A 14,792-nucleotide genomic window follows, 5' to 3' on the forward strand; every position below is an offset into this window, starting at 1 on the left:
CCTTGTTCTATAGCTGTAACAATAGTACGTTTTTGAAGGTTTGTATAACTCCTGCGTTTGATTTTTTCTTGATATTCGGGTGAACCATAATCCCTCATCCAACCATCTAACGATGCTTTTCCTAATCCATAAATCCGGGTAGCTTCTTTTCTAGGCAATCCTTGTTCAACTTCTTTGACAATTTTTAAAATCAAGCGTTTGTCATAACGGCTCTGTTTGTGCTCCCGTGAAGCATAAATCTCTTGTGCAGGGTTTTCCATATACACTTTTTTAGTGTATAGCTATTTTAGGACAAGACAGGACAAGACAAATTGAGGAATTAATTGTGAATTCATTAGTTCTCCTTTAAGTCTTTTTCTGATTTTTATACGATTGGTTTTTACGTAAAAAATGACTTGATGATTGTTGTTTTTATTAATTTATTTCTATTTTTGTTGGAAATAATCAACTTTATATAGTTTTAATATGTTTATTGATGGAAATAATCAACAATATTAATTGGAATGCCATGAGTGACGGAGCTTTGGTTGGTGTGGTGGGAGCATTTATAAAACATCATCGTTTGTTACAAAATCGTACCCAACAAGAAGTATCTACCGCTGCCGGCATTAATCGCTCTACTTTGGTACAAATAGAAAATGGGGAACGTATTACCTTGATGTCTTTATTACAAGTGTTGAGGGTTTTAAATTTATTGTACGTAATGGATGCTTTTGTAATCAGAGAACAGTTAAGCCCTCTCCAATTAGCTAAAGCAGAGCAAAATAAACGAAAAAGAGCCCGTTCCGGGGACAAACGAAATCCGAATATTTCCGACTGGTAATGATAACGACAGCAATCATAACGCTTTGGGGAGAAAGGGTAGGAGCCGTAGCATGGGACAGTATTACCCGAATGGCTACTTTTGAATACGAGCCCTCATTTGTCAGAAAGTCATGGGATATTGCTCCTCTAAAAATGCCTCTGTCCGGAAGACGAACATTATTTTCTTTTCCGGAATTGATACAGAGTAGTACTTTTAACGGTATGCCCGGTTTGTTGGCTGATGTTTTTCCGGATCGTTACGGAAGAGAACTGATTAATGTTTGGTTGGCTCAAAACGGTCGGGCTGAGAACAGTTTGACACCAGTTGAGTTGCTCTTGTTTATCGGTTCGAGGGGAATGGGAGCACTGGAATTTGAGCCGGCTCAGTTTTCGCAGGGACGCGGTACATTTTCGGTTGAAATTGACAGTTTAGTGCAGGTAGCCCAGCATGTTTTACAATCGCGTGAAAAGTTTGCTGCCAATTTGCATGCCGATGAACAAAAAGCACTGATGGATATTTTGAAGATAGGGACATCTGCCGGTGGAGCCCGTCCTAAGGCTATTATAGCTTATAATCAAAATACGGGCGAAATCAGATCCGGTCAAGCCAAGGCTCCTAAGGGATTTGTGCATTGGTTGATAAAACTGGACGGAGTCAGTGACAGCCAATTTGGAGAAAGCAGCGGATATGGTCGAGTTGAAATGGCTTACTATTTAATGGCTAAAGATTGCGGTATTGAAATGAGCGAGAGTCGTTTGTATGAAGAAAACGGACGAGCTCACTTCATGACCAAACGTTTTGACCGAGAAGACGGGTACATCAAACACCATGTACAAACATTATGTGCCATGCAGCACTATGATTTTGCCAATATTACCAGTTACAGTTACGAACAATTGTTTCAAACTATGCGTTTGCTGAGATTGTCTTACCCCGATGCCGAGCAAATGTTTCGCCGGATGGTTTTTAATGTCATGGCAAGAAACTGCGATGATCATACTAAAAATTTTGCCTTTATTTTAAAACAGGACGAGGCTTGGGCTTTGGCACCGGCCTATGATGTTTGTCATTCGTACCGACCCGGGAGCGATTGGGTGAGTCAACATTGCCTTAGTGTAAACGGTAAAAGAACCGGTATTATAAAAGATGATTTAATGGCTGTTGCCAAAGCTATGAATATTAAAAAGGGCGAATCCATTATCAATCAAATTAACGAAACTGTTGCCCGATGGTCTGATTATGCAGAGACGGTAAAAGTAGAACCGCGTTTGCAGCACGCTATAGCCAAAACTTTATTACATTATTAACCGTTGTTGGAGTAATAACATAAGTTTCTTACGACTGTTGTTAGTTACTTGCTTGCTTAAGAATATTTATAACCAGTTAAAATTCTGTTTTAAATGAAATTTAGAATTGCCCTTTTCCTTTATTTTATAAGTTTTAATCTTTTCCCCCAAATTAAAACCCTCTCCTGGAATTTGGAGAATTTTGGGAAATCTAAGTCAGATGAAACAATAGCTTTTATTGCCTCCACTATCAAAGACTACGATATAGTTGCTATTCAGGAAGTTGTGGCAGGCAGAGGAGGAGCACAAGCTGTGGCGCGATTGGCTGACGAACTCAACCGTAAGGGTGCCAAATGGGATTATACCATTAGTGATCCTACCAGTGGAAGTGCCAATAAAAAAGAGCGTTATGCTTATTTGTGGAAAACAGCAAGGGTCAGTAAAATAGGTAGGGCCTGGCTCGAGAAAAAGTACAGCGCTGTCATAGAACGAGAACCTTATTGTGCGACATTTGAATTTGAAGGTAAGCAAATCACTTTGGTTAATTTTCATGCGATTACCAAAAGTAAACAGCCGGAGAGGGAGATTAAGTATTTTCGATATTTACCTACTGAATATCCCCATTTGAATTTGGTATTTCTGGGAGATTTTAATTGTCCGCAATCACACAGTGTGTTTGGACCTTTGCGAGTAATGGGGTATCGGCCGGCTTTTACAGGGCAAAAAACGTCGTTGAAAAAACAATGCAAGGACAAACAATGTTTGGCATCCGAGTTTGATAATATTTGGTACAACCGGCAAAAAGTAACTGTTGCCAATAGTATGGTAATTCATTTTTATACATTCTTCAATAACCTGAAAAATGCTCGGGTTATCTCAGATCATATTCCTCTAACTACTGAGCTGTACTTGAATTAAGCTAACATCAGAATACATGGATTCAGCTTTATTTTTTCTTATGAACTTCATATAAAGAGCATCATCAAGAGTTATATAGTTTCGGATTAAGTGATGTGCTTTCGCTTGCAGGTGTAATTACTCTGTTTTTTTTGTAATAAAATCAAAGTAAAATTGAATAATTTATAAATTTAATTATAAAAAAATACAGATATTGTTTTTATGTATTTGCTAAAATAGTATATTTATGCAAAATTTATATATATGGAGATTTTAGCCTGTCCCAAATGCCAAAGTGATACTATTGTAAAAAGCGGCATCATCAAAGACCGGCAGCGGTATTTGTGTAAAAAGTGTAATTACTTTTTTACCGTTAATAAAATGGGCAAAAAGATTGACAGTTACTATGTAACCAAAGCGCTGCAACTGTATTTGGAAGGCTTGAGTTTCCGGGAAATTGAGCGCATCATAGGTGTTTCACACGTAACGGTCAGCAATTGGGTGAAAGAATTCAAACTAACCAAACCCAACCACACGGATTATCACCCAACATATAAGATATACAATCATTTAGAGTTAGTGGAATACCTTAAAGATAAGAGTCATCTCTCGGGTGCCGGCATGATCATAACCGAGCTTGGCGATAAATTTATGCTGATAAAATGGGAACGATTTAAAGACTAACTATATTATTTAACGGATATATATACTGAAATTTTTTTCATAATACAAAATGTTGAATTTGGTCTCGTTAAACCAACCAAACCAACTTTTTTAAAAAATGAAAAAAATTATCCTAACCGCATCGTTCGCATTATGTTCGGCACTAGGCATGGCTCAGGGTTCAACCGAGTATGGCAGTGGGTTGAAAGTAAATGTGAATGACGATGGCTCAAAATACTTCAGAGTCATCACCTGGGCTCAGTTTTGGACCCAACACAACTCAGACAAACCTTTGGATGCCAACGGTAATGAACAGGAGGCCCTGACTTTTTCTCTGCGCAGGGTGCGTATGTTGTTGTATACGCAAATAAGCCCCGACTTTTTAATTGTAACCCATTTCGGACTCAACAGTTTGACGGCCGATAATATGAGTCCGACGGGAGTAAAAGACAATTCGGAACTGTTTATTCATGATGCTTATGTACAGTACAGCCTCTCTAAAAATCACGCCTTAGGGGGCGGGTTGCATTATTGGAACGGTGTTTCCCGTTTGAACAGCAGCAGTACACTCAACATGATGACGTTAGACAATCAGCGTCAAACCTGGGCCAACTTAGGGCTGTCGGATCAGTTTGGCCGCAGTATGGGAGTTTTTGCCAAAGGAGCCTTCAAACGACTGCAATATCGTGTAGCTATTAATGACGCTCTGACTAATAATTTAGAAGCTGCAACTGTTCCTGTAAATGGAGGTGCTGCCGTGTATGCCGGTAAACGGTTGTTGGGCTCAAAAGAGGCCGGTAAAACGTACTCGGGTTATTTTGAATACAATTTCTTAGATACCGAAAGTAACTTTTTGCCCTATAAAGTAGGGACTTATTTAGGCAGCAAAAAAGTATTCAATATCGGGGCCGGTTTTTTTCTACATCCTAACGGAGCTGTATTGGCAGATGCTGCCGGTAAGTTAAAAGGAGAGGACGTGACCATCTTCGGATTGGATGCGTTTTACGATGCGCCTATCGGTAAAAAAGGAGGAGCTTTGACGGCGTATGCCTTGTATCAAAATGATGACTACGGAAAAGACTACCGTTTCGGGACAACTTATGAAACCGGAACCATGATATATTCACATGTGGGCTATTTACTTCCATTGAAATACAAAACGAAATTCCAACCCTACTTGTCTTATACCGACAGAAAAATTGAGGCTTTAAACGATAACGCTACGCAAATAGGAGTAGGGGCTAACGTGTTCCTGACCGGTCATCATTCAAAACTCTCATTAGAATACCAATCGCTTAAGTATGCGGATGCCGATGCGGTAAATACCATCACACTTCAGGCAATGGTTTACTTATAACAGATATACTTTAACACTCTAACACGAAAAAATATGAGCAATACATCAACCAAAGGAATCTGGAAAGTAATTTCGGCCTCCTCAATGGGTACCATGATTGAATGGTATGACTTTTACATCTTCGGTAGTTTGGCCGTAGTAATTTCTACTAAATTTTTCCCCGCAGATAATCCAACGGCAGCCTTCTTATCTACTTTAGCCACCTTCGCCGCAGGTTTTGTGGTGCGTCCATTCGGAGCCTTGTTCTTCGGGCGTCTGGGCGATTTAATCGGACGAAAATACACCTTTATGGTTACCTTGCTTTTGATGGGAGGAGCCACTTTCTTAATAGGTTGTATTCCGAGTTATGAAACCATTGGTTTTATGGCGCCGTTATTGGTTTTACTGCTTCGTTTGCTGCAAGGGTTAGCTCTTGGTGGCGAATACGGAGGTGCTGCCACCTATGTGGCCGAACACGCGCCGAAAGGACAGAAAGGCTATTGGACTTCCTGGATTCAAACCACCGCCACTGTGGGTTTGTTTATCTCACTGATGGTCATTTTAATCACTAAAAATGTTTTATCAAAAGAAGCTTTTGATGAATGGGGCTGGAGAGTACCGTTTTGGGTTTCAATTCTAATGGTATTGGTGTCGTACATTATCCGCAAAAACATGCACGAATCACCGGTTTTCGCCAAAGCCAAATCGGAAGGAAAAATCAGTGCTAATCCGTTAAAAGAAAGTTTCGGAAACAAATACAACTTAAAATTTGTGTTGTTGGCTCTTTTTGGAGCCACTATGGGACAAGGAGTGGTGTGGTATACCGGTCAGTTTTATGCCATGAATTTCATGAAAACCGTACAGTGTATTGATTCCTCACAAGTCGATACCCTCTTGGGAATTGCATTGCTTATCGGTACACCCTTCTTTATAGTTTTTGGTTGGCTGAGTGATAAAGTGGGAAGAAAGTACATCATGATGGCCGGAATGTTATTGGCCATTATAGGATATCGTCCAATTTACAAAGCGATGTATACTACTACCGATGTAACGCTGAAAACCGAAGTACTGGCAAAAACGACCACGGTTCCGTCGATGAAAGAAATAGATGCTACCAAAACCGATTCAATCTATACCACCAATAAAATTTATACCGACGGGACTACGCTGGAGGAAATCAAAACCAAGCATTTTGAAAACGGAAAATTGATGACCGACGAAAAAGGAAAAGACAAAATTGAAACCAAAGTCACTAAAATGATTACCGACAGCGATCAGACTATGCTGATGTTTTTGGTGTTCCTGCAGGTTATTTTTGTAACGATGGTTTACGGTCCCATTGCGGCTTTCTTAGTAGAAATGTTCCCCACCAAAATCAGATACACTTCTATGTCGTTGCCATATCATGTCGGTAATGGAATTTTCGGTGGTTTGCTGCCAGCCATATCTACCTATTTCGTAACTTCGGCTAAAGATGCCGGTGATGCCGAGTTTTACCTTGAGGGACTTTGGTATCCTATTGGTATTGCAGCTGTTTGTTTTGTCATCGGGATGATTTACATCGACAGAAAAATTAATACACTTCACGAATAACACCACATAAGATGAACACAGTAAAAAAATATTTAGGTTTTGTATGGATTCTTTTGGCAGCAGCAGTTGCCTACTATTCCATAGGTATCTTCGGAGGAAAGTTAACTTCGGGCAAACAGGACGATTTGGTTTTCGGTATTATCGTATTCTTTATTTTACTACCCCTGATAGTAACCGGTTTGCTATTATTTGGTTATTATTGTATCACCGATGAATACGAAGAAGATTACGATTAGTTTACTTTTTGGTTAGTTATCCAAAGGCTCTTATCCGTAAGGGCTTTTGGTAATTATGTATAAGATGAAAAAAAGACACCAACAAAAATTAGTGATTTTATCCCTGGCACTGCTCATAGGGCTCAATATTCCTATAGTATTGCTGTTCGATTCGGCCGATTCGCTGTTGGGGTTTCCGGTCATTTACATCTATATCTTTTCGGTTTGGGCGTTCTCTATTTTGGTTTCTTTTTTAATTATCAAACGATACCATGAGTAGTATAGGCCTTTTAATCATATTGACCGTGTACTTGGGAGTGCTTTTCTTTATTGCGCATTGGGCAGAGAAAAAAGGCAACAGCAAGTGGACGGTCAATCCGTATATCTACACTTTATCGTTAGCGGTATATTGCACGGCCTGGACGTATTACGGCAGCATCGGCTTGGCAGCCCAAAGCGGTTTGAGTTACATCACCATTTATTTGGGACCGATAATCATCATTCCTTCCTGGATAGTCATTCTCAAAAAAATCATCCGCATTTCCAGAGTCAATAAGATTTCAAGCATAGCCGATTTCATTTCGCTTCGTTACGGAAACAGCCGTTTTTTGGGAGCCATTGTTACGGTAGTAGCATTATTTGCCATTTTGCCGTATATCGCTTTGCAACTAAAAGCCATAGCCGAAACTTTTCACGTGGTGACCCAAACCACCACCAGCCGCTATATATTTGACGACACGACGACCTATGTCGCCATAGCCTTGGCGCTGTTTTCGTCCTATTACGGCACCCGTTATGTAGATGCTTCCGAGAAACGAAAAGGAATCGTTACCGCGGTTGCCATGGAAAGTGTCTTGAAGCTCGTGTTTTTTGTCATCATCGGGCTTTATGTTACGTATGTTGTTTTCGACGGTTTTGGCGATATCTACCAAAAGGCTTCCGTATTAGAGCATTTCAAGGAAAAGAGCACCATCGGTGGTTTGCCGGAGGTCATCAACTGGTTTTTTCTGTGCATCCTTTCCATGTTTGCTATCTTTTTATTGCCGCGTCAGTTTCAGGTGGCCGTTATCGAAAACAACCGCGAAAACCACGTCAACAAAGCCATTTGGCTGTTTCCGTTGTACTTGTTGCTGTTCAATATTTTTGTCTATCCGATAGCTTGGGGCGGAAACATTATTTTTCAGCACCATCCGGTCAATTCCGATTTGTATTCGCTTTTGATTCCGCAGTTTTTTGACAACAAAGTCATGACGGTCATGGTCTTTTTAGGCGGATTTTCGGCAGCGATTTCCATGATAGTCGTGTCTTCTATTGGGTTGTCAACTATGGTTACGAACAACGTTTTAATTCCATATAACCTGCTAGGAAAACTCAAAAGCAAAGAGCAAACCATCAGCAGTAAAACCATTGTAAACAGCCGTAAAATTGGTATTTTCAGCCTGATTATCATAGCCTATTTATTATATCGTTTTTTCGGGTTGGATTACAGTTTGGTTTCCATCGGATTAATTGCTTTTGTCATTATTGCCCAATTGGCTCCGGCCTTTTTTGGGGCATTATTTTGGCGAAGAGGTTCCCGTCTCGGTGCGGTTTACGGCATTTTAATCGGATTTGCGATTTGTTTGTACACCTTGTTGATTCCGTATGCTATTGGTATTTCCAACAGTCAAAGTACGTTTATTTCCGACGGCTGGTTGGGATATCGCTTGCTGAAACCGTTTCAGTTATTCGGATTGGATTATTTGCAACCGGTGCCGCATGCTTTGTTTTGGAGTTTGTTGTTCAATACCATTGCTTATTTTGCGATTTCGGTGAGTTTCAAAGGCAATTACCGCGAGCGCAATTATGCTGAAATGTTCATCGATATCAACAAATACAGCACCAATCATGAAAATGCTTTTGTGTGGAAAGGAACCGCATACACCAGTGATATCGAGAAAGTTTTAATTCGGTTTTTAGGTGAAGAAAGAACCAAGCGCGCTATGAATATTTTCAATTTGAAATACAATGTCGATAAAGATCAGGAACTCGCCGATGCCCGACTGGTCAAGTTTTCGGAAAATTTACTGACCGGTCACATAGGTACGGCTTCCGCCAGAATATTGATATCGAGTGTAGTGAAAGAAGAAAAAATTACGCTGCCCGAAGTATTGAAAATATTGGAAGAATCCAAAGAAAACATCATCATCAATAAGAAACTGACCGAAACTTCCAAAGAACTGAAAGAAATCACGGCCAAGCTACAGGATGCCAACAAATCATTGGTACAGAAAGACCAACAAAAAGACGAATTTCTAGATACCGTCACGCACGAATTGCGCACCCCGATAACGGCCATTCGCGCCGCCAGTGAAATTTTGTATGACGACGACGATATCCCTGAAGCCTTGCGCAAACAATTTTTGCAGAATATTATCTCGGAATCCGACCGATTGAACCGATTGATTGATAAAATCCTCGATTTGGAAAAGTTTGAAACAGGCAAACAGACGTTGCATCCTACACTAAATGATTTGGTAAAAACGATAGAGAATGCCGTAGAGCCTTTGCAACAGTTGATTCGAAATAAAAAAATTACGGTTCACATCGAATCCAAAGACAAGGTCATGGCCTATTATGACGAAGACCGCATAGTACAGGTGTTGACCAACCTGATTTCAAACGCCATCAAGTTTTGCCCCGAAGAAGAAGGGTTGATTACGATTCAGGTTACAGAAAAAGACGATTTCATTCAAACCAGCGTGCACGACAACGGCAAAGGCATCCCTGCAGACGATTACGAAATTATTTTTGACAAGTTTTATCAATCCATGAACCAAAACATCAAAAAACCGGTCGGCAGCGGATTGGGACTGGCCATTTGTAAACAAATTGTAGAACACCACAAAGGAAAAATTTGGGTGCAACCGGCTGTAAAAGGGGCCTGTATTGCGTTCACTTTGCCTAAGAAACCAGAATACATATAGTTATGAAAAAGATATTGATTGTAGATGACGAGCCCAACATCGTGATGTCCTTAGAGTACACGTTTAAAAAGAACAATTTTGAAGTATTCATTGCCCGAGACGGGCAGGAAGCACTCGATATTTTAAAGTCGACCTTCCCCGATGTGATTATTTTGGATGTCATGATGCCCATGGTAGACGGTTATGCCACTTTGGAACAGATAAAAAATGACAGCTACCTCAAACACACCAAAGTAATATTCCTTTCGGCCAAAAATAAGGAAAGCGACATCGAAAAAGGAATGGCGCTCGGGGCTGATGCCTATCTGACCAAACCGTTCTCCGTCAAAAAAATTGTAGAACAGGTCAACGAATTATTATAAAATATAACACGACAACGCATACTATGAATTACGAAGCATTTTACAAACAAAGTATAGAAAATCCGGAAGCTTTTTGGACCCAACAGGCGGATGCTATAGAATGGTACCAAAAACCGTCTGTGATTTTATCCAAAGATGAGAACGAATATCCGTTGTGGTTCAAAGACGGCCAATTAAACCTGTGCTACTTGGCCTTAGACAAGCATATACAAGACGGCCATGGCGACCAAGTAGCGATGATTTACGATTCGCCCGTAACGCAAACTGTAAAGAAATACACTTTTAACGAAGTCAAAACCGAAGTGGCGCAACTGGCTGGTGGACTGTTGTCATTGGGATTGAAAACCGGAGAAACGGCGGTGATTTACATGCCTATGATTCCACAGGCTGCTTTTGCCATGTTGGCCTGCGCCCGAATCGGAGTGACGCATTCCGTGGTTTTTGGCGGATTTGCCCCTCATGAACTGGCTATCCGGATAGACGATTGCAAGCCTAGAGTGATATTGACCGCTTCTTCGGGAATTGAAATTGATCGTTTGATTGCTTACAAACCGCTGGTGGATGAAGCGATTGAATTGGCCCAACACAAACCGAAAAAAGTAGTGGTTTTAAACCGAAAACTGGGCGCCCGGATTCCATTTAAAAAATACGATGTCGATTACGATGCCTTAGTCTATGGTTCAGAAGAAACGCCTTGTGTTCCCGTGAATGCCACACATCCGTTGTATGTGTTGTACACTTCGGGCACTACCGGAAAACCCAAAGGAATTGTACGGGATACCGGCGGATATGCCACGGCACTCCAATTTTCTATGCGGTATATTTACGGAGTTCAACAGGATGAGGTATTTTGGGCAGCTTCCGATGTAGGTTGGGTTGTAGGGCACAGTTTTATCGTATACGGACCGCTCATCAACAGAAATACTACAGTGCTGTTTGAGGGAAAACCCATCCGAACCCCCGATGCCAGTACGTTTTGGAGAGTGATTGCTGAGCATAAAGTAAGTGTAATGTTTACGGCTCCAACAGCCATTCGCGCCATTAAAAAAGAAGATCCCAACGGGGAATTTATCAAGCAATACGATTTATCGAGCTTACGAACCCAATTCCTTGCCGGTGAACGTTGCGATGTGGCTACGTTAGAATGGTATCGCGAACACATCCCGATTCCGGCTATCGATCACTGGTGGCAAACCGAATCGGGCTGGCCAATGATTTGCAACATGATGGGTGTAGAATATTTACCCATAAAACCGGGTTCTTCGGGTAAAGCGGTTTCGGGTTACCACATTAAGATTTTGGGAGAAAACGGTCAGGAGTTGGCGGCTAACGAAGAAGGCTATGTTGTAGTGCAGTTGCCGTTGCCACCGGGAACGTTATTAAATATTTGGAACGATACCGAACGTTTTCAAGCCGGTTATCTCAATAAATTTCCGGGATATTATTTCTCGGGTGATGGTGGTTATAAAGACGAGGAGGGTTACATTTTCATCACCGGAAGGGTTGATGATGTGATTAATGTGGCCGGCCACCGACTGTCTACAGCCGAGATGGAAGAAATTGTGGCTTCGCATCCTTCGGTGGCCGAAGGTGCTGTGATTGGCATCAACGACGAGCTCAAAGGACAAATTCCGTTGGCCATGGTCGTGACCAAATCGGGGGACAGCATCGAACATTTTCAGTTACAACATGAAATAGTGCATTTGGTCAGAGAAAAGATAGGTGCCGTAGCAGCTTTGCGCGATGTGGTCATCGTGCAGCGTTTGCCCAAAACCCGTTCGGGAAAAATTTTGCGAAAATTGTTGAGAAGTATTGCCGACGGCGAAAATTTTCAAATCCCATCAACTATAGATGACGAAGCCATCATCGAAGAGATTCAAGCTGATTTTGAAAGAGATAAGATTGGGGTGTTTAAAAAATAGCTATAGCAATTTAGCAATAAAATTAAATGATGCGCGGGCATAATGGCTATCTTTACACTTAGAAATTGATTATTAAATAAGAATTCCATGAGTTATTATAAAATACAGAATTTAGAACATTATTTTAAAATGTATAAAAAATCTATCCGAGAACCCAGAAAGTTTTGGGATAGAATTGCCGATGAAAATTTTACCTGGTATCAAAAATGGGAAAAGGTTTTTGAGTTTGATTTTCAGGAAGCCAAGTTTAAGTGGTTTTTAGATGCCAAAGTAAACATCACCAAAAATTGTATCGATAGGCACTTGGCGCGCAGAGGCGAAAAAACCGCCATCATATTTGAACCGAATAATCCGGAGGAACCGGCACAGCACATTACCTATAATGAATTGTATGCGAGAGTTTCAAAATTAGCCAACGTTTTGCGCGAACAAGGGATTCAAAAAGGAGATCGGGTTTGTATTTATCTGCCCATGATTCCCGAGTTGGCCATAGCAGTTTTAGCCTGTGCCCGCATCGGAGCGATACATTCGGTGGTGTTTGCCGGTTTTTCGGCCTCGGCTGTGGCGGCCCGCATCAACGACTGCGAATGTAAAATGGTCATCACTTCTGACGGCAGTTACCGCGGGAATAAATCGATTGATTTGAAAGGGATAGTTGATGAAGCTTTGGAAAAATGCCAAACAGTAGAAAAAGTTTTGGTCGTAAACCGTACCAACACCCCGGTAAACATGAAAGAAGGACGCGACCAATGGCTGCAACCGTTGTTGGATGCCGCCTTACCCAATAACGTGGCCGAAATCATGGATGCCGAAGATCCGTTGTTTATTCTCTATACTTCGGGCTCTACCGGTAAGCCGAAAGGCATGTTGCATACGACCGCCGGTTATATGGTGTATACCGCTTATACCTTTAAAAATGTTTTTAATTATGAAGAGAATGACGTCTTTTGGTGTACGGCCGATATTGGCTGGATAACGGGTCATTCCTACATCTTATACGGACCGCTTTTGAACGGTGCTACCACAGTGATTTTTGAGGGAGTGCCGTCTTATCCCGATTCCAGTCGTTTTTGGGAAGTTATTGAAAAACACCACGTGACACAATTTTACACGGCACCGACTGCTATTCGAGCTTTGGCCAAAGAAAGTTTGGATTATGTACAGCGTTTTCCGTTGCGTTCACTCAAAGTTATCGGTTCAGTAGGAGAGCCTATCAACGAAGAAGCTTGGCATTGGTACAACGACCACGTGGGTGGAAAGCGTTGCCCATTGGTTGATACCTGGTGGCAAACCGAAACGGGAGGTATTATGATTTCACCAATTCCGTTTGTAACGCCAACCAAACCTACCTATGCCTCGTTGCCGTTACCGGGTATTCAACCGGTTTTGATGGATGAACTACGCAATGAAATAGAAGGCAATCAGGTTACCGGAAGCTTGTGCATTAAGTTCCCGTGGCCGTCTATGGCGCGAACCATTTGGGGCGACCACCAACGGTTTAAAGAAACGTATTTTACCGCTTTTCCGGGTAAGTATTTCACGGGGGATGGTGCTTTGAGAGATGAGGTGGGGTATTACCGAATTACGGGCAGGGTAGACGATGTAATTATCGTATCCGGTCACAATTTGGGCACGGCTCCTATAGAAGACTCTATCAATGAGCATCCGGCTGTAGCCGAAAGTGCCATCGTGGGATTCCCGCACGACATTAAAGGGAATGCGTTGTATGGCTTTGTTATTCTGAAAGAAGTAGGTGAAAGCCGAGACAAAGACAATTTGGCCAAAGAAATAAATCAATTGATTTCCGATCAGGTGGGACCTATTGCCAAACTCGATAAAATTCAGTTTGTTTCCGGGTTGCCTAAGACCCGTTCGGGGAAAATCATGCGCCGTATTTTGCGGAAAATCGCCGAGGGTGACTTCTCTAATTTTGGCGACATCAGTACGTTGCTGAATCCCGAAATTGTAGAGGAAATCAAAAACGGTAAAGTTTAAAAAGCATTTATTAAAAAAAGCCTTCCCAAACGAGAAGGCTTTTTATTATCCTAAAACCTGACTGACTTCGCTTTTCAAAAAGGAAAGTGCCACATTACTGGCTGGTTCATCCTGCAGTAAGTCGCTCAGTATTTTTTCTCTCAGCTTATCAGCATCAGGAACCGAAGCGTCTAATGTTGTTTTTCGAATGTGCTGAATGATGGTGTTTTTGGCTTTGAGTAGCATCATCCAACAGTCATCGGTTACATAAATCTGTTGTGCCAAATTGTGATCATATTCCTGCTCTATGTGATGAATCAACAGGTTTTGGTACGCTACCTTATCTTCATTAAGTGGCGCAACGCGAAGTAATAGCTTTGCCGGGTTGATGCGTTCCAAATACAAGGCCAGTCGCTCATAAGCTTGTAAACGCAAAGGCAAGGAATGTTTTTGATTTTCGCGCATCAATAAAAAATGTCGTTTCTTTTCTTCGTTTTTTACGAACATTTGAAAAAAATAATACGCTACACCACCCGTAATTAGAGCCGGTAGGGTATAAAAAGCTAATTCCAAAAGTTTATCTGTATTCATAGTGTGTACTGCTAAATTTTGCACACAAATATAACGGATTATCCCTAAATTAAGTAAAGGTTTTTTGAGTTTTCAATCGCGAGAAATAAAAGATAAACCCCATTTTTCCGGTCCTGAACCCCAAACTTTAGGTTCTGAACCCCAAATTTCCGGTCTCAGACCTAAAACTTTAGGTCTACCAA

The 14,792-nt window shown here is 41.3% G+C and carries 14 protein-coding genes; 12 read left to right on the plus strand and 2 right to left on the minus strand.

From position 1 onward, the window contains the following. On the minus strand, positions 1-260 hold a 260-nt coding region (locus EZL74_RS11770), incomplete at its 3' end, for a helix-turn-helix domain-containing protein (protein ID WP_154669985.1). Between the two features lie 215 nt (positions 261-475). Between EZL74_RS11770 and EZL74_RS11775 the strand changes: the two genes are divergently transcribed. From EZL74_RS11775 to acs, 12 genes are all read left to right on the plus strand, one after another. Continuing rightward, on the plus strand, positions 476-823 hold the full coding sequence (locus EZL74_RS11775) for a helix-turn-helix domain-containing protein (RefSeq protein WP_131476819.1): 348 nt from the start codon (positions 476-478) through the stop codon (positions 821-823). Further along, positions 823-2,112, plus strand: coding sequence for a type II toxin-antitoxin system HipA family toxin (locus tag EZL74_RS11780; protein WP_131476820.1), 1,290 nt, complete (start codon positions 823-825; stop codon positions 2,110-2,112). The genes EZL74_RS11775 and EZL74_RS11780 overlap by 1 nt, the downstream gene beginning before the upstream one ends. 93 nt (positions 2,113-2,205) lie before the next feature. Continuing rightward, positions 2,206-3,009, plus strand: coding sequence for an endonuclease/exonuclease/phosphatase family protein (locus EZL74_RS11785; RefSeq protein ID WP_131476821.1), 804 nt, complete (start codon positions 2,206-2,208; stop codon positions 3,007-3,009). Between the two features lie 243 nt (positions 3,010-3,252). Continuing rightward, positions 3,253-3,672 (plus strand): transposase-like zinc-binding domain-containing protein, encoded by a 420-nt coding sequence (locus EZL74_RS11790; protein WP_131476822.1) that lies wholly within the window; start codon positions 3,253-3,255, stop codon positions 3,670-3,672. Positions 3,673-3,769: 97 nt separating this feature from the next. Further along, the gene (locus tag EZL74_RS11795; protein WP_131476823.1) at positions 3,770-5,008 is read left to right on the plus strand and encodes a hypothetical protein; all 1,239 of its coding nucleotides are present in this window, start codon (positions 3,770-3,772) and stop codon (positions 5,006-5,008) included. 33 nt (positions 5,009-5,041) lie between these two features. Next, a complete protein-coding gene (locus EZL74_RS11800) occupies positions 5,042-6,580 on the plus strand; it encodes an MFS transporter (protein ID WP_131476824.1) in 1,539 nt (512 codons plus the stop codon). An 11-nt stretch (positions 6,581-6,591) separates the two neighbouring features. After that, positions 6,592-6,816, plus strand: coding sequence for a DUF6814 family protein (locus tag EZL74_RS11805; protein WP_131476825.1), 225 nt, complete (start codon positions 6,592-6,594; stop codon positions 6,814-6,816). 64 nt (positions 6,817-6,880) lie between these two features. Next, a complete protein-coding gene (locus EZL74_RS11810) occupies positions 6,881-7,075 on the plus strand; it encodes a hypothetical protein (RefSeq protein ID WP_131476826.1) in 195 nt (64 codons plus the stop codon). Continuing rightward, positions 7,068-9,761, plus strand: coding sequence for an ATP-binding protein (locus EZL74_RS11815; RefSeq protein ID WP_131476827.1), 2,694 nt, complete (start codon positions 7,068-7,070; stop codon positions 9,759-9,761). The genes EZL74_RS11810 and EZL74_RS11815 overlap by 8 nt, the downstream gene beginning before the upstream one ends. Before the next feature lie 2 nt (positions 9,762-9,763). After that, on the plus strand, positions 9,764-10,123 hold the full coding sequence (locus EZL74_RS11820) for a response regulator transcription factor (protein ID WP_131476828.1): 360 nt from the start codon (positions 9,764-9,766) through the stop codon (positions 10,121-10,123). Continuing rightward, positions 10,120-12,045 carry an acetate--CoA ligase gene (locus EZL74_RS11825; RefSeq protein ID WP_262708135.1) on the plus strand — a complete coding sequence of 642 codons (1,926 nt, stop codon included), beginning with the start codon at positions 10,120-10,122 and terminating at the stop codon, positions 12,043-12,045. Before EZL74_RS11820 ends, EZL74_RS11825 begins: the two co-directional genes overlap by 4 nt. A gap of 87 nt (positions 12,046-12,132) precedes the next feature. Further along, a complete protein-coding gene (acs, locus tag EZL74_RS11830) occupies positions 12,133-14,040 on the plus strand; it encodes an acetate--CoA ligase (RefSeq protein ID WP_131476830.1) in 1,908 nt (635 codons plus the stop codon). A gap of 45 nt (positions 14,041-14,085) precedes the next feature. On the opposite strand, the gene EZL74_RS11835 is transcribed toward acs, so the two are convergent. Beyond that, on the minus strand, positions 14,086-14,610 hold the full coding sequence (locus EZL74_RS11835; protein ID WP_131476831.1) for a DUF7935 family protein: 525 nt from the start codon (positions 14,608-14,610) through the stop codon (positions 14,086-14,088). Positions 14,611-14,792 lie beyond the last annotated feature (182 nt).

This window comes from Flavobacterium silvisoli (assembly GCF_004329815.1).
Classification (GTDB): Bacteria; Bacteroidota; Bacteroidia; order Flavobacteriales; family Flavobacteriaceae; genus Flavobacterium; species Flavobacterium silvisoli.

Excerpts from the sequence above, each read along its gene's own strand:
- EZL74_RS11790 (WP_131476822.1), top strand. The coding sequence starts at position 3,253 with ATGGAGATTTTAGCCTGTCCCAAATGCCAAAGTGATACTATTGTAAAA.
- EZL74_RS11805 (WP_131476825.1), top strand. The coding sequence starts at position 6,592 with ATGAACACAGTAAAAAAATATTTAGGTTTTGTATGGATTCTTTTGGCA.
- EZL74_RS11785 (WP_131476821.1), top strand. The coding sequence starts at position 2,206 with ATGAAATTTAGAATTGCCCTTTTCCTTTATTTTATAAGTTTTAATCTT.
- EZL74_RS11810 (WP_131476826.1), top strand. The coding sequence starts at position 6,881 with ATGAAAAAAAGACACCAACAAAAATTAGTGATTTTATCCCTGGCACTG.
- acs (WP_131476830.1), top strand. The coding sequence starts at position 12,133 with ATGAGTTATTATAAAATACAGAATTTAGAACATTATTTTAAAATGTAT.
- EZL74_RS11775 (WP_131476819.1), top strand. The coding sequence starts at position 476 with ATGGAAATAATCAACAATATTAATTGGAATGCCATGAGTGACGGAGCT.
- EZL74_RS11795 (WP_131476823.1), top strand. The coding sequence starts at position 3,770 with ATGAAAAAAATTATCCTAACCGCATCGTTCGCATTATGTTCGGCACTA.
- EZL74_RS11820 (WP_131476828.1), top strand. The coding sequence starts at position 9,764 with ATGAAAAAGATATTGATTGTAGATGACGAGCCCAACATCGTGATGTCC.
- EZL74_RS11800 (WP_131476824.1), top strand. The coding sequence starts at position 5,042 with ATGAGCAATACATCAACCAAAGGAATCTGGAAAGTAATTTCGGCCTCC.
- EZL74_RS11780 (WP_131476820.1), top strand. The coding sequence starts at position 823 with ATGATAACGACAGCAATCATAACGCTTTGGGGAGAAAGGGTAGGAGCC.
- EZL74_RS11835 (WP_131476831.1), bottom strand. The coding sequence starts at position 14,610 with ATGAATACAGATAAACTTTTGGAATTAGCTTTTTATACCCTACCGGCT.
- EZL74_RS11815 (WP_131476827.1), top strand. The coding sequence starts at position 7,068 with ATGAGTAGTATAGGCCTTTTAATCATATTGACCGTGTACTTGGGAGTG.